This is a genomic window from Bradyrhizobium nivariense (assembly GCF_029846695.2).
Lineage (GTDB): Bacteria > Pseudomonadota > Alphaproteobacteria > Rhizobiales > Xanthobacteraceae > Bradyrhizobium.
Genome location: NZ_JARWCR020000009.1, coordinates 142,974 through 166,045, shown reverse-complemented (window position 1 = coordinate 166,045; position 23,072 = coordinate 142,974). Strand labels below are relative to the sequence as shown.

Here is a 23,072-nt window from a genome sequence, read left to right as displayed (position 1 = left end):
ATCCGTGCCAGATCCATCGCAAAAGCATCAGCGCCGCGAGCACGGCCTGATGCTGGCCTTGGTGTCGCCGGCGCTGCTGGTGATCTTGGCTCTGATCGTGCTGCCGGTCGGCTGGCTCGCCTGGCAGTCGATCTACCATGACGGCTTCACGCTGGAGAATTATCGCCGCGTCTTCACCGAAGACATCTACTGGCGCAGTTTTGCGCTGACCTTCGAGATCAGCCTCGCGGTCACATTGATCGCGCTGCTGCTTGGCTATCCCGTGGCCTACCTCGCCAACGCGTTGCCGAAAGGGTGGAGCATTCTCATCCTGTCGCTGGTCGTGCTGCCGTTCTGGACCAGTGTGCTGGTGCGTGCCTATGCCTGGCTGGCGCTGCTCCAGCGTACCGGCGTGATCAACCAGCTTTTGCGTTATCTCGACGTGATCAGCGAACCGCTCCCGCTTGTTCACAACACTTTTGGCACGGTGGTTGCGACCGTACACATCCTGCTGCCGTTCATGGTGCTGCCGCTCTACGCCACCATGCAGAAGATTCCTGGCGACCTGATGCAGGCCGGCGCCAGCCTGGGGGCGAGCCCGTCGCTCACCTTCGTCCGCGTCTTCCTGCCGCTGTCGCTGCCGGGCGTGCTTGCGGGCTGTACCATGGTGTTCGTACTCTGCCTCGGCTTCTACATCACGCCGGAGCTGCTCGGCGGCGGCCGCACGGTGATGGTGTCGATGCTGGTGAGCCGCAACGTCGAGCTCTACAACCAGTTCGGCGCGGCCAGCGCTGTTGCGGTGGTGCTGCTCGCCAGTGTGCTCTTGATCTTCGCCGCAGTCAGCCGCTTCATTTCGCTCGATCGCATATTGGGGCAGAAATGACGCGAGTGTCGCCCGCCCGGATTGCCCTCTACGTGATCAGCACGCTGGTGCTGGTCTATCTGATCCTGCCGGTGCTGATCATCGCGCCGATCTCCTTCTCCAGCGCGCGCTTCCTGACCTTCCCGCCACCGTCCTTCTCGCTGCGCTGGTATCAGCAATATTTCGCCAATCCCGCCTGGATGCAGGCGACGCGGGTGACGCTGACGGTCGCGCTCCTGACCGTGGTGATCGCGACGCCGCTCGGCGTTGCCGCCGCCTATGCCATCAGCCAGTCGAAGCTGCGCATCATGCGCGTCATCCACATGGCGCTGCTGTTGCCGCTGGTGGTGCCGATCATCATCACTGCAGTCGGCATCTTCTTCGTCTATGCCAAAGTCGGCCTGGTCGCGACGCTGCCGGGCCTGGTGCTGGCGAACGTGATGCTGGGATTGCCTTATGTCGTCATCTCGGTGCTGGCGGGCCTGCAGAGCTTCGATCCGGCGCAAGAAATGGTGGCGCGCAGTCTCGGCATGAACCGCCTGCGCAGCTTCTTCGCGGTGACCTTGCCGCAGATCAAGTCCAGCGTGGTCGCGGGCGGCATCTTCGCCTTCATCTCGGCGATGGACGAGACGATCGTCGCGCTGTTCATCTCCGGCGGCCAGTATCAGCCGCTGACCAAGCGCATGTTCACCGCGCTCCGCGACGAGATCGACCCGACCATCGCCGCGATCTCGACGCTGATGACGGCGGCCTCCTTCATGCTGGTGCTGCTGGCGAGCGCGCGGCAGAAGAAGAGTGGGTGAGGGGAGGGGATTCTCTCCAGCGTCGTCCTGGCGAAAGCCAGGACCCATTACCCCAGGGGGATGTTGTAGCGCGAGGAGATAACTCCGAGCCTTCGTCAAACTATGTTCGGTGGTAATGGGTCCTGGCCTTCGCCAGGACGACACCGAAGTCTGCGGCGCGCAGTCGCGGCCGCCTCAAGCCTTCGCCGCCAGCCAAGCCAAAATCATCTCCACGATCTGCGTGCGGCTCTTCGCCAGCACCTTCGCCTCGCTGAGGTCGCGGTCGAACAGCGCGCCGAAAGTGTGGCGGTTGGCGACGCGGAAGAAACAGTAGGAGGAGATGGCCAGGTGCAGGTCGATGGCGTCGACGTCGTCGCGGAAGACGCCTTCATCGCGGCCGCGCTTGAGGATGCCGTCGAGCGTCGCGATCACGCTGGCGTTGAGCTGGCGCAGTTGCAAATTCTGCTTCAGGTGCTTGCCGTGATGGATGTTCTCGATGCTGACGAGGCGGATGAAGTTTGGATTGCGCTCGTCATGGTCGAAGGTCGCCTCGATCAGGCGTCGCAAGCCCTCGCGGGCGTCGCAGCTTCCGATGTCGAGCTGGTCCTCGAGCGCGCGGATGCTGCGGTAGGCCTCCTCCAGCACCGCGAGGTAGAGCTGCTCCTTGCCGCCGAAATAATAATAGATCATCCGCTTCGACGTGCGCGTCCGCGCTGCGATCGCATCGACGCGGGCGCCGGAATAGCCTTCCGAGGCGAATTCCTGCATCGCCACTTCGAGGATGTCGCGCTTGGTGCGCTCGGGGTCGTTGGTGCGCTTCGATAGGGGCGGCATGCGCTCGAGCATCGCTGTTTCTCCCGCCAGTTTCCACGGATCACCTTGAAGGTGAAGGCAAATTTCATCTGACGGGGCATTGATCCAATGCATATTGCATAAACGGACTAGTTCGTACATTATGGCTTCAAACCGAGGTTGCGGCAACCAAAACCACAAAACTCGCGCGCGGCGGACGGCCGGGACGCGAGCCCGCACCGGACACATGGGGAGGATTTCATGACGTTGACGTCGACCGCATCGCTGCACGCATCATCCAGCGCACAGGCCACGCCGAACAAGCTGCCCAAGCGCGCCGCGCTCGTCAGCTTCGTCGGCAGCATGCTCGAATACTACGACTTCTTCATCTACGGCGCCGCGGCCGCGCTGATCTTTCCAAAAGTGTTCTTCGCCAATGTCGATCCGGCCACCGGAACGCTGCTCGCACTCTTGAGCTTCGGCATCGGTTATATCGCGCGGCCCGTCGGCGCCGTCATCCTCGGCCATTTCGGCGACCGTATCGGGCGCAAAACGGTGCTGCTGTTCACGTTGGTCCTGATGGGCGGCTCGACGCTCGCGATCGGCCTGTTGCCGGATGCCAAGGCGATCGGCAACGCAGCGCCCGTTATCCTGACGCTGCTGCGCCTGTTGCAGGGCCTGTCGGCGGCGGGCGAGCAGAGCGGAGCGAACTCGTTGACGCTGGAGCACTCCGCCAACGGCAACCGTGCCTTCTTCACGAGCTGGACCTTGAGCGGCACCCAGGCCGGTGCGATCCTGGCGACGCTGGTGTTCATCCCGGTGTCGAGCCTGCCGGAAGAACAATTGCTGAGCTGGGGCTGGCGCATTCCATTCCTGCTCTCCGCGCTCGTGCTGCTGGTCGCCTATCTGGTGCGGCGGACCATGCCTGAGACGCCTGTGTTCGAGGACATCAAGGACAAGGCCCAGGTGGCGCGCTTCCCCGTCGTCGCGTTGCTGCGCGACTACTGGCCCGACGTGCTGCGCGTGATCGCCTGCGCGCTGATCGCGACGGTGAGCACAATGACCGCCGTGTTCGCGCTCGGCTATGCCACGAGCAAGTTCGGAGTCGCGCGTCCGACCATGCTGTGGGCCGGCGTGCTCGGCAATGTCACCGCACTGATCACCCAGCCGCTCTGGGCACTGCTCGCAGACAAGGTCGGTCGGAAGCCGGTGTTCATCGGAGGCGTGCTCGGCTCTGCCGTGTTGCTGTTCCCCTATTTCATGCTGGTGACGACGGGCAACACGATCGCGATCTTCGCTGCTGCGATGATCCTGTCCGGGCTCGTCTATGCCGCGCCGAACGCGATCTGGCCTTCGTTCTACGCGGAGATGTTCGAGGCGCGCGTGCGCTATTCCGGCACCGCGATCGGCACCCAGCTCGGCTTCCTCGCCGCCGGCTTCACGCCGCTGATCAGCGCGAGCCTGGTCGGCGAGGGGCCGAACGGCTGGATCCCCGTCGCGATCTTCGTCGCCTGCTGCTGCGTGATCTCGGCGGCGGCCGCGGCCACCGCGCGCGAAACCCACACCGTCGATATCGCCGATCTCGGTAAGCGGCGTGCTTGAGCGAGAGACAGGATAACGATCGCATGCTGACCAACGCAGTTCCGGCTACGAATGGGCCGGTTGTCGGCGTCGAGCAAGGGGCCGTGCGCGCCTTCAAGGGCGTGCCGTTCGCAATCGCGCGGCGCTTTGCGAAGGCGGTGCCGCCGGCTGCGTGGACGAAGCCGCGCCAATGCACGGACTACGGCGCATATGCGCCGCAGCCCGGTCATCTCGATCATGCTGACGAGGAGGCCTGTCTCAGCCTGAACATCTGGGCGCCGGCGGCGGATCGCCCGCTGCCGGTGCTGCTTTTCATTCATGGCGGCGCCTTCGTCACCGGCGGCGGCGCCGACTATGACGGCTCTTTCCTCGCCGCGCACGGCCCGGCCGTCGTCGTCACCATCAACTACCGGCTCGGCCCGCTCGGCTTCCTGCAACTGCATCGCCACGGCTTCGACGAGGCCAACAACCTCGCGATCTCGGATGCGCTCGCCGGGCTCGACTGGGTGCGCGCCAACATCGCAAATTTCGGCGGCGATCCGGACGCAATCACATTGTCCGGCCAGTCGGCCGGCGCCTCCATGGTGATTGCGCTCGCGACCTTGCCGCAGGCCAGAGGCAGGTTTATCCGCGCCCTTGCGCTCAGCGCGCCCGGACGCAACATCATGAGCACCGAACATGCCGACGAGGTCGCGCGCCGCGTGCTCGACGAGCTCGAGCTGGCGGGCGATGCCGGCGCGATCACGTCCGTGCCGCTGCCGAAACTCTTTGCGGCGGTGGAGCGCGTCGGCCGCGGGCTCGCGGACGAGACCGAGGCAGGCACCGTGTTCGGGCCGGTGCTCGACGGCACCGTGATCCCGCGCGAGCCGCGCGATGTTTTTGCCGACGGCAACTTGTGCGACATTCCGCTCTGGCTCGGCTCCTGCCGCGACGAAATGGCGATGTTCTTGAAGAGCACCCCGCCGGCCGCGATGATCCGCACCACCGAGCGACAGGTGCGTGCGGCATTTGGCGATGCTGGTTGGGGACGCCTGCTGTCCTGTTACCGCGCCACCGCGCGCGCCGACGAGGATCCGTATGAGGCGCTGCTGTCGGATGCGTTCTGGCATCGCCCGATGGCCGATCTCGCGCGGCTTCATGTTGCAGCAGGAGGCATGGTATGGCTGAGCCGGTTCGACCATCGCCCCGCGCTGGAGCCGTTCCTGTCGCAAGGGCCGACCCACGGCGCCGATAACGCCTGCCTGTGGGCGCATCTGCCTGAGTTCATCGATCGTCCGATCCTCAAGCGCAAGGGCGGTCCGATGACGCCTGATGATATCGACGTCGCGGCGCGGTTTCAGGCCAATGTGCTGCGCTTCGTCACGGCCGGCATGCCGGATATCGGGGAGGCCTGGCCGAAGTTCGAGCCGGGCAAGGAGCCTCTCGCAATCCTCAGTCAGCCGTTCCATATTGTGCCGCTCAACGACGGCGCGCGCTTCCGGGTGTGGGCGGAGCTGACCGCCCGTCCCGAAGCGGCCGCCTGACAAAAAAAGCAAAGGGGAGATCGAATGAGCGTTTCAAATAGCGGGCGCGCGCTCTCGCGCACGGTTCTTGCGATGGCCTCACTCCTCTCCTTGCTGGCCGTCATGCCGTCGGCGGCGCAGATCGTCGTTACACCGATCCCTGAAGACCCCGTCAGCATCGATAGCGGTGCGATCTCCGGCAAGGTGCTGACCTCCGGCGTGAAGGCCTATTTCGGCATTCCCTTTGCCGCGTCGCCACTCGGAGACTTGCGCTGGCGGGCGCCGCAGAAGGTCGAGGCCTGGAAGGGCATCTATCACGCCGATCGGCTGGCACCGGAGTGCATTCAGGTGCTGCGCCGGCACAACCTCAATCATTATTTCGGCGAGGAAGCGACGAGCGAGAATTGCCTCTATCTGAACATCTGGGCGAGCCGGGATGCGAAATCCGGCACAAAGCTGCCGGTGGTGGTCTGGATCTACGGCGGCGGCTTCACGCTCGGCTCCAGCGGCATGGCGATGTACGACGGCGAAGCCGTTGCGAAGAAAGGCACGATCTTCGTCAGCTTCAACTACCGCGTCGGCATTTTGGGAAACCTAGCCCATCCCGAACTGACCGCAGAATCGCCGAACCATGCCTCCGGCAATTACGGCTTGATGGACCAGATCGCGGCCTTGCAATGGGTCAAGCGCAACATCGCGCAATTCGGCGGCGACCCCGACAACGTCACCATCACCGGGCAGTCGGCCGGCGCCATGTCGGTGTCCGCGCTCGAAGCAAGTCCGCTGGCGAAAGGCCTGTTCAATCGCGGTTTCGCGATGAGTCTCAGCATGTTCGACAGCCGCTTCAAATTCCCGGCGCTGCCGGCCGCCGAGAAGGTCGGTCTCGAGGTGCAAACGGCGCTCGGCGCGGCCTCGCTCGCCGAGATGCGGCTGATCCAGGCCGACAAGATTTTGGCGATCCAGAAGGATTGCCAGCTCGGCTGCGCCGGAACGATTTCCGTGACGCCCGATATCGACGGTTATGTGCTGCCGGATACCGTGCCGAACATCTTTGCCGCCGGCAAGCAGAACGATGTCGCCACCGTCGCTGGCTTCACCAGCGACGAAAGCTCGAATGATCTGCGCACCGCCGGAACGCTCGAAGCTTATGTCGCTGCCGCGCGAAAACTCCACGGTGACCAGGCCGATCGCTTCCTTTCGCTCTATCCCGCCAAGACCGACGGTGAAGCGAAAGCCATGGGCCTGCTCGCCGCACGCGAGGGGCTGGTCGAGATCGGCACGCGCAACTGGGCCGTCGCGCAAGCCAAGACCGGCAAGGCGCCGTTCTACATGTATATGTTCTCGCGCGTGCATCCCTTCGCGAAGGACGTCCAGTTCTTCGACAGTCCGCAGAAGATCGGCGCCTATCACACCTCCGACGTGCCTTACTGGTTCGGTACGCAGGATGCCTTCAACAAGTTCCGAGTCACGCGGCTCTGGACCGAATTCGATCGCGCCTTGTCCGATCGCATGATGGATACGCTGGTCGCCTTCGCGAAGACCGGAAATCCTACGACATCGGCGACGCCATGGCCGCAATGGAATCAGGGAGCGCAAAACTATGTCGAGTTCGGCGACGAATCCGGTGTTCGCGAGGAGAACCGCGCGCGTCTGGATTTCCACACGCCGGCGAACGTCACGCCCTCGACGCCGCGCGTGTCGCGTGATTGAGCGTGCTTTCACGGTGGAGATCAGAACTGCACTTCGCCCGGGATATCGTCCGCGCTGAGGCCGATGGTCTCGAAAGCCTTGAGCATCCACTCGCGGGTCTGGCCGAGCGCGCGATTGTAGTCGGCCCAGGCGCTGAGGAAATCCTTGTAACGGCGATCGCCTTCGGCACGGATGCCGAGATTGGTCGGCAGCGTCAGCAGCGGCCGCGGCACCGCGAGCTCGCCGAGCGTCGGGTTCTTCTTCAGGGTCGCCACGGAAAGCACCGCCAGCGATATGTTGCAGTCCGCGCGCCCGGTGGAGACGGCGAGGATCGCCTCGTTGCGCTCCTTGAAGCCGAGGATCGTCGCCTTCGGGCAGTAGCGGCGTGCGATCGTCTCGTGCGTCGAGCCGATGTCGACGGCGATCTTGACCTCGGGCTTGTTCAGCTCGGCCCAGGTCTGCGGCTTGGCAAAACCCTTCTTGGTGATGACGGTGAAGGAGTGCACCAGGATCGGTGAGGAGAAGTCGATCACCAGCGCACGCTCAGGAGTCGGATTCACGGCGAAGGCGAGGTCGATCTTCTCGGCCTGAAGGTCGAGGATCTGGTTGCCCCAGGTGGATTCCAGCGTCTCGACCTTGGCCCCTAACTTGCCGGCGATGTCGTTCGCCATGTCGATGCAGGCGCCCGACCATTGATTGGTGGTGAGGTCCTTGTGGAAATAGGGATCCTGGCCGGCGATGACGGCGATCCGCAGCACGCCGTTCTTCTTGATCCGCTCGAGCGTCGAGCCCGGTGCGGTGTCGGCCCTGACTGAGCCGGCTGCGGCGATCGCGGCACCGGCCGCGACAGTGGTGAGTGCGTCCCTGCGATTCATGGCAATTCTCCTGCGCAGTCGCTCTTGGACAGTCACTCTTGGACAGTCGCTCTTGGACATCAAACCCGGCTGCTGGACTATTTCTGTATTCAGAGTTAAATGCAATACGGTATTTCTTTGATCCGGACATGAAAGACGAGCCTGTGCGCGCCCACTTCGTCGACGCCAACGACACTCTTGCCGCGCTTACCGAAAAGCTGCTGCGTGCGGACAACCTCCCGGTCGCCATCAACCGCGATCCGGCGATCTCGCCGGACGACCTGCCGCGCCTTCTTGACGGCGTGGAGATCATGATCGTCGATCATACCGCGGTGCCGACGGCGATTGCCGCGAAATGTTCTGCCTTGAAGCACGTCGTCTTCCTCGGCACCGGCGCGCGCAGCTACATGAATCCGGAAGAACTCGCCGAGCGCGGCATCGTGGTTCACACCATCAAGGGCTATGGCGACACCGCGGTGGCCGAATGCGCGATCGCGCTGATGTGGGCCTCCGCAAAGAGCTTTGGCGAGATGGATCGCGGCATGCGCGAGGGCAACTGGCTGCGCCGTGACGCGGTGCAGCTCACCGGCAAGACGCTCGGCCTGATCGGTTTCGGCGGCATCGCCGCGGAAGCCGCGCGCATGGCGGCGGGCTGCGGCATGAAGGTGGTCGCCTGGAACAGGTCGCCGAAGGCGCATCCTGGCGTCGAATTCGTTTCGCTGGAGAAGCTGCTCGCGGACAGCCACGTCGTCTCGCTGCATCTGCTCCTCAACGACGAGACCAAAGGTTTTCTGTCGCGCGAGCGCATCGCGAGGATGCGGCCCGGCAGCATCCTGATCAACACCGCGCGCGGCGCCGTGGTCGACGAGGACGCGATGTGTGATGCGCTGCGCTCGGGCCACATCGCGCACGCCGGCCTCGACGTCTTCACCGTCGAGCCGCTGCCGCCAGGCCATCCGCTGACGAAACTGCCGAACGTGACGCTGTCGGCGCATTCGGCGTTCCGTACGCCCGAGGCGAGCGACAATCTGATCGGCGCGGCGCTCGATCATTGCCGCCGTATCATCGCGAATGGGCGGTAGTGCAAACATCAGGGGCGGGCATGACGCCTGCGCAGGGTGCGGGAAGCCTTTCGATCTTGCGCGCCCTGTCGGCCTGTCCTACGCCAGCTCCGAACAAAATCTTCGCGAAGCCGTGAAGCGCATCGCCAAAGCCCTGAGGGAGCCGTCATGACCATTCGCAACACCCGCACCGGGGGCCAGATCCTGATCGATCAGCTCGTCGCGCAAGGCGTCGAGCGCGTCACCTGCGTGCCGGGCGAGAGCTACCTTGCGGCGCTCGACGCGCTGCACGACAGCCCGATCGACGTCATGATCTGCCGCGCCGAAGGAGGGGCTGCGATGATGGCGGAGGCCTATGGCAAGCTCACCGGCCGCCCCGGAATCTGCTTCGTCACCCGCGGCCCCGGCGCCACCAATGCCAGCCACGGCGTCCACATCGCGATGCAGGATTCCACGCCGATGATCCTGTTCGTCGGCCAGGTCGACACCGGCATGCGCGAGCGCGAAGCGTTCCAGGAGCTCGACTACAAGGCGGTGTTCGGCACCATGGCGAAATGGGCGGTCGAGATCGATCGTCCCGACCGCATTCCGGAGCTGGTCGCGCGCGCCTTCCGCGTCGCCATGCAGGGCCGTCCCGGTCCCGTGGTGATCTCGCTGCCGGAGAACATGCTGACTGAGACTGCTGCCGTTGCGGACGCCATGCGTATCGAGCCCGCGGTGAGCTGGCCGGCGCCTGCCGATATCGAGCGCATTGGCGCCATGCTTGCGAGCGCCAAGGCGCCGCTCGTCATTCTCGGCGGCTCGCGCTGGACGGATGAAGCAACCAGGAGCATTGCGCGCTTTGCCGAACGCTTCGACCTGCCGGTCGCGACCTCGTTCCGCCGCGCGTCTCTGATCGACGCCGATCACTCGCACTATGCCGGCGATCTCGGCATCGGCCCGAGCCCGGGCCTGAAGGCGCGCATCGACGGCGCCGATGTCATTCTGCTCATCGGCGGCCGCATGTCGGAAATGCCGTCCTCGTCCTACACGCTGTTCGATATTCCGACCCCGCAGCAGCAGCTGATCCATGTTCATCCCGGCTCGGAAGAGCTCGGCCGCGTCTATCAGCCCGCACTCGCGATCCAGGCGACGCCCGCCGCGTTCGCCGAAGCGGTCGAGGCGCTGAAGCCGGCCGGGGCCGTGGCCTGGAAGGGCGAGGCCGCCAAGGCGCATGCTGATTATCTGGCCTGGACCGAGACGGCGCGTGAGCTGCCGGGCAAGTTCCAATACGGCCAGGTCATGACCTGGCTACGCGATCGCCTGCCCAAGGACGCGATCGTCTGCAACGGCGCCGGCAATTATGCCGGCTGGATTCATCGCCATCACCGCTTCCACAGCTTTGCAGCGCAGCTCGCGCCGACCTCGGGCTCGATGGGCTATGGCGTGCCGGCCGCGGTGCTCGCGAAGCGACAATATCCGGACCGTACCGTCGTCGCCTTCGCGGGTGACGGCTGCTTCCTGATGAACGGGCAGGAATTCGCGACCGCCGTGCAATACGATGCGCCGCTCGTCGTCATCGTCGTCGACAATGCGCAATACGGCACCATCCGCATGCACCAGGAGCGCGACTATCCCGGACGCGTGGTCGGCACCCAGCTCAAGAACCCGGATTTTGCGATGTACGCAAAAGCATTTGGCGGCCATGGCGAGCGCGTCGAGCGCACCGAGGAGTTCGCGCCGGCGTTCGAGCGTGCGCTCGCCTCGGGCAAGCCGTCGATCCTGCATTGCATCATCGATCCGCGCGCGATGTCGGTCAGTAAGGACTTTGCCCCTGCGGTGAAGGCTTAAGCGATGTCGGAGGGCCGCCACGTCGCCATCATCGGTGCCGGCGCGGTCGGCGTGATCAGCGCCATCGAGGCGCTACGCGAGGGGCATCGTGTCACGCTGATCGATCCGGGCGAGCCCGGTGGCGAACAGGCGGCGAGCTACGGCAATGCCGGCTGGCTCTCCTCGCATTCGGTGATCCCGCCGGCTGAGCCCGGCGTCTGGAAGAAGGTGCCCTTCTATCTGATGGACCCGCTCGGGCCGCTCGCGATCCGCTGGTCTTATCTGCCGAAGGCGCTGCCCTGGCTGATCAAGTATCTGCTCTCGGGCTGGACCGAGGCGCGGGTCGAGAAGACGGCCTTCGCGCTACGCGATCTCCTGAAGGATGCGCCGCTGTTGCACAGGAAGCTCGCGGAGGAGGCGGGCGTCCCCGAACTGATCGAGCGCAACGGCGTGATGCATGTCTTCCCGTCGCGGGGCAATTTTGACGGAGATCTCGGCTGGCGCCTGCGCAAGCGCGTCGGTGTCGAATGGCTGGAGCTATCGGCCGACGAGATACGTCAGCGCGAGCCCGATTTGCATCCGCGCTACACTTTTGGCGTGGTGGTGGAGGAGGCCGGGCGCTGCCGCGATCCCGGTGCCTATGTCGCGGCCCTTGCCAATCATGCGCTGGCAAGCGGAGCGAAGCTCGTGCGGGCCAAGGCAACGGGGCTCAAGCTTTCCGGCAACAAGCTCGTCGCTGTCCTGACCGAGACCGGCGAGATTGCCTGCGATGCCGCGGTGATTGCCGCCGGCGCGCATTCGAAGCGGCTCACCGCATCCGTCGGCGATCCGCTGCCGCTGGAGACCGAGCGCGGCTATCACGTCATGATCGAGAACCCGGAAACAGGCCCACGCAACTCGATGATGGCGTCGGATGCGAAGATGGTGGTGAACTGGACCGACAAGGGTTTGCGCGCCGCCGGCACGGTCGAGATCGCAGGCCTCGAGGCCGAACCGAACTGGAAGCGCGCCGAGATTTTGCGCAACAACCTCATCAGCATGTTCCCGAAACTGCCGAAGGACATTCCGGCTTCGCGTATCAGGACCTGGTTTGGCCATCGGCCGAGCATGCCGGACGGACGTCCCTGCATCGGTTACGCGCGGGCCTCGCGCGATATCGTCTATGCCTTCGGCCACGGCCATGTCGGCCTGGTCGGCTCGGCCCGCACCGGTCGTCTGGTCGCCCAGCTTCTGAGCGGCAAGGCGCCGGAGATTTCGCTTCTGCCGTTCGCACCCGACCGTTTCCTCTGAGATCGCGCCATGACCTATCCAGCCAACTCTTCTCCCAATATCGCCCGCGGCGGCAAGGCCATCTATGGGGCGCCGCTCGGCATTTTGATGCTGGAGGCGCGCTTTCCCCGCATTCCCGGCGACATGGGCAACGGCACCACCTGGCCTTTCCCCGTGCTCTATCGCGTGGTGAGCGGTGCCTCGCCGGAGAAGGTGGTGCTGAGGGGTGCGGCGGGTCTGCTGCCTGATTTCATCGATGCGGCGAAGGATCTCGTGCGGCTCGGGGCCGAAGCCATCACCACCAATTGCGGCTTCCTCTCGCTGTTCCAGAAGGAGATCGCAGCCGCGGTCGGCGTTCCCGTCGCGACCTCGTCACTGATGCAGGTGCCGTGGGTGCAGGCGACCTTGCCGCCGGGCAGGCGCGTTGGCCTCGTCACGGTGTCCGGTTCGACCTTGACGCCGGCCCATCTTGAAGGCGCCGGCGTGCCGCTCGATACGCCGCTGGTCGGCACCGAGCACGGCAAGGAGTTTTTCCGCGTCCTGATCAAGGCCGAGAAAGACGACATGGACATCGCGCAGGCCGAGCGTGACGTGGTCGAGGCCGGCAAGGAGCTGGTCGCGAAGCATCCCGATGTCGGCGCCATCGTGCTGGAATGCACCAACATGCCGCCTTATGCGGCGGCGCTTCAGGCCGAGGTCGGATTGCCCGTCTATGATATCTATTCCATGATTACGTGGTTTCATGCCGGGCTGCGGCCGCGTCAGTTTGGCTAGAGGTCGAGAAGCTGCCTATGAACAAGCATCTGGAACTTCCCTCCGACAGCATCGTCGATCGCGTCTATGAACAGCTCAAGGCGATGGCTGTGAGCTATGAGTTCAAGCCGGGCGAGCGGCTCAACGAGGGCGAGCTCGCCAAGCGTCTCGGCGTCAGCCGCACGCCGCTGCGCGAGGCGCTCAATCGCCTCAACACCGAGGGCTTTCTGCGCTTCACGCCGGGCAAGGGTTTTTTCTGCCGCGAGCTCGACGCGCACGAGATCTTCGATCTCTACGAGCTGCGCAAGTCGATCGAGGTCGCCTCGATCCGTCTCGCCATCCGGCGCGCCAGGGACGAGGACATCGATGCGCTCTTGAAATTTCTCGAAGCCACCGGTCCCGATCCGGGCGAGCGCTCCTCGGTGGAGTTGGTCGAACTCGACGAGACCTTTCACGAGCGCCTGATGGCGATGTCAAACAACGCGGAGATGCTGCGTGTCTTGCGCAACGTCAACGCCCGCATCCGCTTCGTGCGCTGGATCGACATGGACAGCATCAACCGCTCCAATACGCAAGCCGAGCACCGCGCCGTGGTCGAAGGCCTGAAGGCCCGCGACGAAGAGGCTTGCGTGTCTGTGCTTGAAAAGCACATCGACCGCCGCCTCGACCGAATCACCTCCGCGATCAAGGAAGGCTACGCGCAGATCTATATGCCGGCGACGGCGAGATCTGCGGTGAACTAGGTCGCGGTGGCAGCAATGCGCATCGCGCTCTGCTCCCACAAGGGAGGGAGGCAGCTATACAATCCTTCGATATCTGGTCGTGCCAGACGGTCAGCGCTTTCGTATCAGAACATCGCTAGTGTGCCTCGGATTCACGGAGACACGCGGTGCAAAGCCCTCAACCCAATCCCGAAGCGCACGCCGGTGACGACTGGCCATCCGAGCTTTATCGCATCCTCAAGGCAGCCGACGTGCGGCAGATGTCGTACGTCCCTGATGCAGGCCATAGCCAGCTCATCCGCCTGTTCTCCGCCGACCGCGACGTCACCACCAATGTACTGACGACGGAAGAGGAGGGCGTCGCCATTGCCGCGGGCGCCTGGCTCGGCGGCCAGCGCAGCGTGCTCCTGATGCAGTCGAGCGGCGTCGGCAATTGCATCAACATGCTGTCGCTGTCGGCGATCGGACGATTCCCGCTGCTGATGCTGGTGACGATGCGCGGCGAATGGGCCGAGTTCAATCCCTGGCAGGTGCCGATGAGCCGTGCGACGCAACCCTCGCTGGAAGCGATCGGCCTGAAGGTGATGCGCGCGGAGACAGCAGAGGATCTGGTCGAGACGGTCGAATCGGCCGCAGCGCTCGCCTACGCGGCCGATCAGCAGATCGCTGTGCTGATCGGACAACGCCTGATCGGCAAGAAGAAGTGGTGATGCCAATGCAGGCTCAACTCGACCGCCGCGCCGCCGTCGCCGCACTCCTGAAGAATCGCAAGGGCACGCTGGTGGTCTCCGGCCTCGGCTCGCCCACCTACGACCTTCATTCGGTCGGTGACCACGACGGCAATTTTTATCTCTGGGGCGCCATGGGCGGCGCCGCGCTGATCGGGCTTGGCCTCGCCCAGGCCCAGCCGGGAAAGCGCGTGCTGGCCCTCACTGGTGATGGCGAGCAGCTCATGGGGCTCGGCGGCATCGCCACCATCGGCGTCGCGCGCTCGCGCAATCTCGACATCGTCGTGATCGACAACCAGCATTTTGGCGAGACCGGGATGCAGGCCAGCCACACCGGGCGCGGGGTCGATCTCACCGCCATCGCCACGGCCTGCGGTTTTGTTGCGACCGGGACCGTGCGGACGCTCGAGGAGGTGGAGCGCCTCGCGCGGCAGATCGCCGAGCCGGCCGATGGCCCGCGGCTTTTTGTCATCAAGGTCCTGGCCGAAAATCCGCCGCGCTCGCTGCCCTCGCGCGATGCTGTCTTTATCAAGAATCGGTTCCGTGCTCATCTCGGCTTCGCGGCAGCCTGAGCCGGGTGTTTCACCCGGCGACAGCCTGCCACGAGCAGCTATCCTGGAGTGAGACCATGAAACTAGCCGGCAAGGTCGCCGCCATCACCGGCGCGGCGCGGGGCATCGGCAAGGCCTGCGCGAAACGATTCCTGGACGACGGCGTCAAGGTCGTTATCTCGGATGTCGATGCCGATGGCCTGGCTGCAACGGCTGCCGAGCTCGGGCGGCCGGACGCCCTGCGCACTGTCGTCGGCAATGTCGCCAGGCGCGCTGACGTCGACCAACTGGTTGCAACCGCCGTGAAGGAGTTCGGTCGGCTCGACATCATGGTCAACAATGCCGGCGTTGCCCGCAACCAGGACATTCTGGAGATTTCCGAGCAGGATTTCGACGACGTCATCGCCATCAATTTGAAGGGCGCGTTCTTCGGGGTGCAGGCGGCGGCGAAGCAAATGATCGCGCAAGGTGGCGGCGGGGTGATCATCAACATGTCTTCGGTCAACGCGCTGCTGGCGATCCCGACGCTCGCGACCTACGCCATCTCCAAGGGCGGCATGAAGCAGCTCACATCGGTGGCCGCCGTCGCGCTTGCCCCGCACAACATTCGTGTGGTGGCCGTTGGACCCGGCACGATCCTGACCGACATGGTGGCGTCCGCGATCTACACGTCCGAAGATGCCCGCAAGACCGTGCTGTCGCGTACGCCGGCCGGCCGCGGCGGCGAGCCGGGCGAGGTGGCCTCCGTCGTGGCGTTTCTTGCGAGCGACGATGCATCGTACATCACTGGGCAGACGATCTATCCGGATGGCGGCCGGCTGATCCTGAACTACACGGTGCCGGTGAAGGAGAAGTAGGGACGAAAGGTCACCGCACTCTCCAGTGTCATCGCCCGCGAAGGCGGGCGATCCAGTACTGTGTGACGCCTGCGATTGAACCGAGTGGCTGCGGCGTACTGGATGCCCCGCCTTCGCGGGGCATGACAGCTGCTGTCGTGCGGACAGATTGCGCTTCACTCCGCCGCAACGGTCGTTCCGTGCCCCAGCCGTTTCGAGATGCCGCCGGCGCAGTCGCGCAGGGCATGGGCGATCGGGCTGTCCCAGCGGGCATCGAACGTGCCTTCCGGCCCCATCGCGGTGATCACCAGCGCGACATGGCCGGAATGGTCGAACACCGGCGCAGAGAATGCGTTGACGCCGGGCAGGGGATCGCCGAGTGCGCGCGCAAGACCGTGCTTGCGGACCTCGGTGAGCATGTCGGCGACCTTGGCGCCTTTCATCGCGCGCTTCGGATTGTAGCCGATGCCGTGACGATCGAGGCCGCTTTCGAGTGCGGCATTGATCGTCTTCTCCGGCAGGAAGGCCGCAAAGGCCCGGCCCGTGGCCGTCTCCAGCAGCGCCATCACCGAGCCGGCCCGCATCACGATGTGCACGGGCTGGCCGGGCTCTTCCAGCTGCACCACGGTCGGTCCATGCGTACCCCAGACCGCGAGCGAGACCGCATGCCCGATCTGACTTGCGAGCGCCGCGATCTTCGGTCCTGCGATGCGTACGCCGGACAGGCGGCGCAGGCTGATCAGGCCGAGCTCCAGCGCCAGCGCGCCGATCTCGTAACGGCCGGTGGTCTCGTCCTGCTCGATCAAGCCGATGCGGGAGAAGCTGGCGAGATAGGGATGTGCCTTGGCCGGCGTCATGCCGGCCTCACGCGCGAGATCGCGCAGCATCATCGGCTCGCCGCATCTCGCAAGCGCCCGGAGCAATTCTCCGCCGACCTCGATCGACTGGATGCCGCGGCTCTCTCTTTTCATGCGCCCCCTCGCGTGCGCGACTAGCTTACGCCGCGTCGCGCTTGGCGGCGCGGTCGGCGAGATGACGGCCGGCAATGTAGCCGAAGGTCAGCGCCGGCCCAAGCGTGATGCCGGCCCCGGGATAATTGCCGCCCATGATGCTCGCCATGTCGTTGCCGGCGGCATAGAGTCCGGGAATCACCCGTCCCTCCGCATCGAGCGCCCGCGCATTCTCGTCGGTGACAATGCCGGCATAGGTGCCGAGATCGCCGACCACCATCTTGATGGCGTAGAAAGGGCCGTGCTCAATCGGCGCGACACAGGGGTTCGGGCCGTGCAGCGCATCGCCTTGATAGCGGTTATAGGCCTTTGACCCCTTGCCGAAGGCCGCATCATGCCCCTGCGATGCGGTCGCATTGAACTGCTTGACGGTGTCGGTGAACGCGGTGGCATCGATGCCGGCTTTCGCCGCCAGCGCTTCGAGCGTGTCGCCACGCATGAGATAGCCGGTGTTCAAGTGATGACCTGTTGGCATCGGGAACGGCGGCACGCAGCCGAGGCCGTATTTGCGCAGGGTCGGATGATCGCAGACGAGGTACGCCGCGATCTCCTCGCCGGGCTTCGCCGCCTTGACCATGGCCTGGACGAAGTCGTGATAGGAATTGCCTTCGTTGGCGAAACGCTTGCCGTCGCGCATTACTGCGATCACGCCGGGCTTGGCGCGGTCGATGAAATGCGGCATCACGCCGTTTGAGCCGTCCTTGCGCTTGGTGACCGAGACCGGGACCCAGGCTGCCGCGTTCGGCAGGCGGTCCTCGACATGTCCGCCGGCGCTTTCCGCAAGGCGCAGGCCGTCGCCTGTGTTGCCGGTCGGTCCCGGCGAAAAATGCTCGTTGCCGGTCGGCGCGTGTGGGAACATCTTCTTGCGCCGTTCGACATCATGCGGGAAACCGCCGCAGGCGAGCACGACACCTTGCCTTGCACGAATGCGGACGTCGCGTCCCTCGCGGGCGACAATGGCACCGGTGACAGTGCCGTTCTCGACCGTCAACTCGCGCACCGGCGAGGACAGCCACATCGGAATCTTCAGATCCTGCGCGGATTTTGCCAGGCGCCCGGCGAGCGCATTGCCGTTGGTCAGCGTCATGCCGCGACCGTAGCGCAGCACGTCCATCAGATGCCGCGACAGGCGCTTTGCGACATAGACCGCCGAGGTCAGCGACTTCGTCGCGCGCATGAAATTGACGATGTCCTTGCCGGATCCGAGCATCATGCCGAATACGGTCAGCTCGGGCAGGGGCATGCCGAGGGACTTGATCTGGTCGCCGAGCTCGCGGCCGTCGAACGGGCGCGCCACCATCGAACGGCCACCCTGGGCGCCGCCGGGCGCCTCGGCGTGATAGTCCGGAAATACCAGCGGCATGTCGAAGCGCAGCGCGGTCTTGGTGGTGAAGAAATCGACCGCCTCGGGACCGGCGCTCAGGAATGCATCGACGCGTGCGGCGTCAAAGTTGTTGCCGGCTTCGTGCCGCAGGTAGGTGCGGGCCTGGTCCGGCGTCTCTTGGATGCCGTAAGCGCGCGCCGGCGAGGTGCCGGGAATCCACAACCAACCGCCGGAGCGGGCGGTGGTGCCGCCGAAGCGTGGCTCCTTCTCGACGATCAGGACGTCGAGGCCGCGATAGCGCGCGGTGATCGCGGCCGACATCCCGGAGGCGCCCGATCCGGCCACGAGCACATCGCACTCGTAAGTCTCAATTGCGTTGCGCTCATTGCCGGTCATGCAGGCCTCACTTCTTGAGCAGCGGACATTTGGACTCGGAGACCGGGCGGAAGGCGTCCTCGCCCTTCACCGTCTTGATGATGTCCAGGTAATCCCACGGCTCCTTGGACTGCTCTGGCGTTTTCACCTTGGCGAGATACATGTCGCGAATGACGCGGCCGTCCTCGCGCAAGCGTCCGCCATGAACGAACGTATCCTCAATTGGCAGCTCGCGCATCCTGGCCATCGCCTTGGCGGGCTCATCGGTGCCAGCGGCCTTGATGGCCTTGAGATAATGCAGCACCGAGCCGTAAACGCCGGTGTGGATCATGGTCGGCATCACCTTGGTGCGCTCGTAGAACTTCTTGGACCAAGCACGGGTCGCCTCGTCCATGTTCCAGTAGGAGGCCGTGGTCATGTAGGTGCCCTGCGCGGATTTGAGGCCGATCGCATGCACGTCGGTGTCGAACATCAAGAGGCCGACCAGCTTCTGGCCGCCTTGGACCAGGCCGAACTCGCCCGACTGCTTGATCGCATTGTCCGTGTCCTGGCCTGCATTGGCGAAGGCGACGACGTCCGATTTCGAGCTTTGCGCCTGGAGCGCGAAGGACGAGAAATCAGCCGTGTTGGTCGGGTGCTTCACGCCACCCAAAACCTTGCCGCCCATCTCGTTGATGAAGCGCGTGGCGTCCTTCTCGAGCTGCTGGCCGAAGGCGTAGTCGGCGGTGATGAAGTACCAGGACTTTCCGCCTTCCTTGATCACGGCGGAGGCCGTCACCTTCGACAGCGCATAGGTATCGTAGGTGAAGTGCACGGTGTTCGGGCTGCACAGCTCGTCGGTCAGCGAGCTCGCGCCGGGGCCGGACAGCAGAGCGATCTTGTTGCGTTCGCGCACCATGTTGTGGACGGCGATCGCGATGCCGGAATTGGGGATGTCGACGACGGCATCGACCTTGCCGTTGTCGAACCAGCCGCGCACGATCTGCACGCCGACGTCGGTCTTCATCTGGTGGTCGGCGCTGATGATCTCGATCGGCTTGCCGAGCACGGTGGACCCGAATTCCTCCACCGCCATTTTCGCGGCCTCCACGGAGCCCGGCCCGCTGTTGTCGCGGCCCCAGCTCGACAGATCCGTTAGCACGCCGATCCGGACCGTGTCGTCGGAGATTTGCGCGTTCGCAACGCTGGTCATGGCAGCCGAAGTCATGGCAGCCGAAGTCATGGCCGCGAGCATGGCGCAGGCCAAAAACCCTCTCATCGTCGTTCCCTCTCTTTTATAGGCCGCTTGGCGCAGTCGGTTATTCTGGAGATAAATTAGATATTAGCGAATAGGTTTGTCAATAACAAATCAGACGTCGGGGTGGTTCCGCGCTCGCCGCGACGATGTCGCGGAGACATCGCGCGCACCTGCTTCAACCCACCCGTCATTGCGAGGAGCCCTTGCGACGAGGCAATCCAGACTGTCTGTGCCGAAGAATTCCGGATTGCGTCGCTGCGCCCGCAATGACGGATGTAGAAGCCGCGACGCGAAAATCTCCCGGCGTGATCCAGAAGAGGCGACACGTCCGCAGGTTGCAACCGCCATCGTGATTGGCCATGATGCCGCCCAGGAATCTTGGGGCATGGCATGACGGCAGCATCGGGGGTCTCCGCGGCGGCGGGGAAATCGAGGACGGCGCATGTGGTGTGGGCGAGCGCGCTCGGCACCGCGATCGAGTGGTACGACTTTCTGATCTACGGCACGGCAGCGGCGCTGGTGCTGAACAAGCTGTTCTTCCCGAGCTTCGATCCCTTCGTCGGCACGCTGGCCGCGTTCTCGACCTATGCGGTCGGCTTCGTCGCGCGCCCGATCGGCGGCGCCATCATCGGGCACTATGGCGACCGGCTCGGACGCAAGAAAATGCTGGTCGCGACCATGATCGCGATGGGGCTCGGCACCTTCCTGATCGGCTGCCTGCCGACCTACAGCCAGATCGGCGTCTGGGCGCCGATCTTCCTGGTCATCCTGCGCTTCGTCCAGGGCATCGGACTCGGTGGCGAGTGGAGCGGCGCCGTGGTCATGGTGGCCGAGCACGCCGGTAATCGCCGCGGCTTCTATGGCAGTCTGGTGCAGATCGGCTTTCCCGTCGGCGTCGCCGCCTCCACCGGCATCTTTGGTCTGATGACGAAACTGCCCGAAGCGGATTTCCTCAGCTGGGGCTGGCGCGTGCCGTTCCTGATCAGCATTCTGCTCGTCGGCGTCGGCTTCATCGTGCGGCTGAAACTCGCGGAGACGCCGCACTTCAAGGAGGTGGTCGAGCGCAAGGAGGTGCTGGCGCAGCCGGTGCTGGAAGTCCTGCGGCGCGACTGGCGCAGCTTCCTGCTCGCGGTCGGCATCACGGTTTCGGAGGTGGGGCTCGCTTATCTCCTCACCGTCTTCACCGTGGTCTATACCACGGCGCAGCTCGGCCTGCCGCGGCAGGTGATCCTGGATGCGGTGGTCTTTGCCGCACTCGTCGAGCTCGGGACGCTGCCGCTCGCCGGCTGGCTGTCCGACATTTTTGGCCGCAAGGCGCTGTATCTCGCCGGCGGCGTGTTCTCGGTGGCGCTGGCGTTTCCGTTGTTCTGGTTCCTTGACACCAGGGAGCCGGCGCTGATCACGCTCGCGCTCGTCGTCACGATGACACTGACGCATGCGCTGCTGTTCGGGCCGAAGGCCGCCTTCATGCCGGAGCTGTTCCGCACCCAGGTGCGCTACAGCGGTGCATCGCTGGGAGCCAACGTTGCCGCCGCGCTCAGTGGCGGCTTCTCGCCGCTGATTGCGACCGCACTGCTCGCATGGGCCGGCTCGTACTGGGCGGTGTCGGTCTACATCATCGCGCTGTCGATCATCACGATCATCGCGACCCTGATGGCGCCGGAGACGGCGCGCGATACGTTGAGATCGTAAGAGCCGCTAGCGGCAGGCCGGATTCGCGGCTGCTGGAAATACCAGGAAGGTGATGGTCGCCGGTGCAAGCCGGATCGCTCCCGCAGCTGCCGCGCGCCGCCCAAGTCGCGGCAATTCGTCATCGACACTCAGCGCGAGCGCCTTGCCGTTCAGCTGCACGGTCGCGCCTTGCAGCCGCGTCGCATGCAACGTGTAACGCTCGGCGGGGTGTGACAGCGTCAAGGTAGATGATGCATGCCGCGACGCGTTGATCGCAAGCACGGACACGGCGCCCCGCATGCCCGGATGGCAATGCGCATAGAGATGGACATCAGGTGCTGCGCCTGCATTCGCATCGAGCACGATCGGTCCCATCAGCCGGTGCCAGAGCAGCGCGGCCCAGTAATTCGGCCGCGGACGGAACGTCCCTTCGTCGAGCAGGCCATAGTCGCTGGCGGCCAAGGTGTTGTGCATCACCACCTGGACGCCGGCCCTTGCGAGGCGCCCGAGCTGGTCGAGATAGCGGAACGTGTCGAGAAACGTTGCATCCCGGCGGTTGCCGCCGCAGGCGGCGTCCGCTGTCTCCGTCAGCCAGATCGGCTTGTCCGGCTCGAATGCGTCGCGCAGGGCCCGATAGGTCGCGAGCGTCGCATCGGTGCGGGCCAGCCATTGCCCGGAGAGCGCCAGGGTGGGATCATCGCGGCCGCCGCAACGCGGCGAGATCGTGTTGTAGTGATGATAGGAGAAGCGATCCACGCCGGCGCCTGATGCGGCAAGCAGATCACGCGTGGTGATGCCCGACCCGGATGGCGACGGCACATCGCCGACCGAGCCCGGACCGACGATCAGCGTCTCCGGCGCGGCGCGCTGTATCCATTCGCGAAAGATCTTGAAGTCCCGGCCATAAGTGGTCGGCTCATATCCGAGCGGCGCGCCGTTCGTCCCCGCAAGCGTCGGCTCGTTCATGAATTCAACGGCCGCGATGTGGCCGCCCAGCGAACGCGTCGTATCGATCAGGCGTTGCGCCTGATCCGTCTTCCACACGCCATCGGCATCGCGGCTGCCGGCACTGATCGCGAAGGAGGTGACGATTTGCGCATCGACCGCGCGTGCAAAGTCGATCACGCCGCGCCACTGTTGACGGCTGAGCACGGAATCGAATCCCGGCGGTGGCTTGCCCGGGGCACGGTCTGTGTCGGCAAGGAACGTCGCATTGGCCCAGGTGCCGCTCACGCGCAGATAGGCCGGCGACAACGCTGCCGCGAGCAGGCGGAGCCTCGCATTGGCAAGATCTATCGGCGGTCTCGCGCTGTATCGATCCCGTTCATCGAGCGTGCGCATCGTTCGCGGATAAGGCTTCCAGAACCGCCCGCCTGTCACCTCCACCATCTCGATGTTGTAGGACTGAAAGCGCGCATCGATCGAGCCGATCGCCTCCAGTTCCGCGGGAGCGATCGACACATCGCCGGCGTGCGCCGCGCACAGCCTCGCGGCAGCGAGCAGCGCAATTGTCGTCGCGCCAGCTGCGCGAACGAGCCCGCACCATCGAAGCCACCGCATTGTATGCATGTCCTGCCGCCTTCTTATGCGTCTTGCCAAATCCAAATGCATCGCCCCGAACCATTAGCTCCGTTTATATCGCGAATTTTTACTTCCAATTTTACTTCGCAAAGTTCCGCCCATAG

General features: G+C 64.7%; 20 protein-coding genes. 14 read left to right on the top strand and 6 right to left on the bottom strand.

Features of this window, described 5'->3' with window-relative positions:
* The first annotated feature begins 49 nt into the window (after window positions 1-49).
* A complete protein-coding gene (locus QCM77_RS10520) occupies window positions 50-862 on the top strand; it encodes an ABC transporter permease (RefSeq protein ID WP_279659596.1) in 813 nt (270 codons plus the stop codon).
* Entirely contained in the window at window positions 859-1,644 is a 786-nt protein-coding gene (locus QCM77_RS10515) for an ABC transporter permease (RefSeq protein ID WP_279683254.1), read from the top strand. The genes QCM77_RS10520 and QCM77_RS10515 overlap by 4 nt, the downstream gene beginning before the upstream one ends.
* 174 nt (window positions 1,645-1,818) lie before the next feature.
* Here the strand turns inward: QCM77_RS10515 and QCM77_RS10510 are convergent, their stop codons facing one another.
* Complete coding sequence (locus tag QCM77_RS10510; RefSeq protein ID WP_279683253.1) at window positions 1,819-2,469, bottom strand: TetR/AcrR family transcriptional regulator; 651 nt, start codon at window positions 2,467-2,469, stop codon at window positions 1,819-1,821.
* A gap of 207 nt (window positions 2,470-2,676) precedes the next feature.
* Between QCM77_RS10510 and QCM77_RS10505 the strand changes: the two genes are divergently transcribed.
* From QCM77_RS10505 to QCM77_RS10495, 3 genes are read left to right on the top strand one after another with little or no spacing between them, the layout of a single operon-like run.
* Window positions 2,677-4,017, top strand: a complete 1,341-nt coding sequence (locus QCM77_RS10505) for an MFS transporter (RefSeq protein WP_279683252.1) — start codon at window positions 2,677-2,679, stop codon at window positions 4,015-4,017.
* Between the two features lie 23 nt (window positions 4,018-4,040).
* The gene (locus QCM77_RS10500) at window positions 4,041-5,519 is read left to right on the top strand and encodes a carboxylesterase family protein (protein ID WP_279683250.1); all 1,479 of its coding nucleotides are present in this window, start codon (window positions 4,041-4,043) and stop codon (window positions 5,517-5,519) included.
* Window positions 5,520-5,543: 24 nt separating this feature from the next.
* Entirely contained in the window at window positions 5,544-7,208 is a 1,665-nt protein-coding gene (locus QCM77_RS10495; RefSeq protein ID WP_279683248.1) for a carboxylesterase/lipase family protein, read from the top strand.
* 20 nt (window positions 7,209-7,228) lie between these two features.
* Here QCM77_RS10495 and QCM77_RS10490 read toward each other — a convergent pair whose 3' ends face one another.
* Window positions 7,229-8,062 (bottom strand): transporter substrate-binding domain-containing protein, encoded by an 834-nt coding sequence (locus tag QCM77_RS10490; protein ID WP_279683246.1) that lies wholly within the window; start codon window positions 8,060-8,062, stop codon window positions 7,229-7,231.
* Between the two features lie 143 nt (window positions 8,063-8,205).
* Here QCM77_RS10490 and QCM77_RS10485 point away from each other — a divergent pair, with 143 nt between their 5' ends.
* From QCM77_RS10485 to QCM77_RS10450, 8 genes are all read left to right on the top strand, one after another.
* Complete coding sequence (locus QCM77_RS10485) at window positions 8,206-9,123, top strand: NAD(P)-dependent oxidoreductase (RefSeq protein ID WP_279683281.1); 918 nt, start codon at window positions 8,206-8,208, stop codon at window positions 9,121-9,123.
* A gap of 147 nt (window positions 9,124-9,270) precedes the next feature.
* Window positions 9,271-10,932 (top strand): thiamine pyrophosphate-binding protein, encoded by a 1,662-nt coding sequence (locus QCM77_RS10480; RefSeq protein WP_279683244.1) that lies wholly within the window; start codon window positions 9,271-9,273, stop codon window positions 10,930-10,932.
* A gap of 3 nt (window positions 10,933-10,935) precedes the next feature.
* Window positions 10,936-12,201 carry an NAD(P)/FAD-dependent oxidoreductase gene (locus QCM77_RS10475; protein WP_279683243.1) on the top strand — a complete coding sequence of 422 codons (1,266 nt, stop codon included), beginning with the start codon at window positions 10,936-10,938 and terminating at the stop codon, window positions 12,199-12,201.
* Between the two features lie 9 nt (window positions 12,202-12,210).
* Window positions 12,211-12,954 carry an aspartate/glutamate racemase family protein gene (locus QCM77_RS10470; RefSeq protein ID WP_279683241.1) on the top strand — a complete coding sequence of 248 codons (744 nt, stop codon included), beginning with the start codon at window positions 12,211-12,213 and terminating at the stop codon, window positions 12,952-12,954.
* A 17-nt stretch (window positions 12,955-12,971) separates the two neighbouring features.
* Window positions 12,972-13,676: a GntR family transcriptional regulator gene (locus QCM77_RS10465; RefSeq protein WP_279659452.1), complete on the top strand. Its 705-nt coding sequence runs from the start codon at window positions 12,972-12,974 to the stop codon at window positions 13,674-13,676.
* 146 nt (window positions 13,677-13,822) lie between these two features.
* Window positions 13,823-14,365 (top strand): thiamine pyrophosphate-binding protein, encoded by a 543-nt coding sequence (locus tag QCM77_RS10460; protein WP_279683239.1) that lies wholly within the window; start codon window positions 13,823-13,825, stop codon window positions 14,363-14,365.
* Window positions 14,365-14,955: a thiamine pyrophosphate-dependent enzyme gene (locus QCM77_RS10455; RefSeq protein ID WP_279659454.1), complete on the top strand. Its 591-nt coding sequence runs from the start codon at window positions 14,365-14,367 to the stop codon at window positions 14,953-14,955. Before QCM77_RS10460 ends, QCM77_RS10455 begins: the two co-directional genes overlap by 1 nt.
* A gap of 56 nt (window positions 14,956-15,011) precedes the next feature.
* Window positions 15,012-15,791 carry an SDR family NAD(P)-dependent oxidoreductase gene (locus tag QCM77_RS10450; protein WP_279683237.1) on the top strand — a complete coding sequence of 260 codons (780 nt, stop codon included), beginning with the start codon at window positions 15,012-15,014 and terminating at the stop codon, window positions 15,789-15,791.
* Window positions 15,792-15,946: 155 nt separating this feature from the next.
* Here QCM77_RS10450 and QCM77_RS10445 read toward each other — a convergent pair whose 3' ends face one another.
* Genes QCM77_RS10445 through QCM77_RS10435 form a run of 3 tightly spaced genes read right to left on the bottom strand, consistent with a single transcriptional unit; the run spans window position 15,947 to window position 19,737 of the window.
* On the bottom strand, window positions 15,947-16,741 hold the full coding sequence (locus QCM77_RS10445; RefSeq protein WP_279683235.1) for an IclR family transcriptional regulator: 795 nt from the start codon (window positions 16,739-16,741) through the stop codon (window positions 15,947-15,949).
* A 25-nt stretch (window positions 16,742-16,766) separates the two neighbouring features.
* Window positions 16,767-18,500 carry an FAD-dependent oxidoreductase gene (locus tag QCM77_RS10440; protein WP_279683234.1) on the bottom strand — a complete coding sequence of 578 codons (1,734 nt, stop codon included), beginning with the start codon at window positions 18,498-18,500 and terminating at the stop codon, window positions 16,767-16,769.
* A 7-nt stretch (window positions 18,501-18,507) separates the two neighbouring features.
* Window positions 18,508-19,737: an ABC transporter substrate-binding protein gene (locus tag QCM77_RS10435; RefSeq protein ID WP_279683232.1), complete on the bottom strand. Its 1,230-nt coding sequence runs from the start codon at window positions 19,735-19,737 to the stop codon at window positions 18,508-18,510.
* A gap of 369 nt (window positions 19,738-20,106) precedes the next feature.
* Here QCM77_RS10435 and QCM77_RS10430 point away from each other — a divergent pair, with 369 nt between their 5' ends.
* Complete coding sequence (locus QCM77_RS10430; RefSeq protein WP_279683231.1) at window positions 20,107-21,408, top strand: MFS transporter; 1,302 nt, start codon at window positions 20,107-20,109, stop codon at window positions 21,406-21,408.
* Window positions 21,409-21,414: 6 nt separating this feature from the next.
* On the opposite strand, the gene QCM77_RS10425 is transcribed toward QCM77_RS10430, so the two are convergent.
* Window positions 21,415-22,947 (bottom strand): glycosyl hydrolase family 79 N-terminal domain-containing protein, encoded by a 1,533-nt coding sequence (locus QCM77_RS10425; RefSeq protein ID WP_279683229.1) that lies wholly within the window; start codon window positions 22,945-22,947, stop codon window positions 21,415-21,417.
* Between the last annotated feature and the right edge of the window lie 125 nt (window positions 22,948-23,072).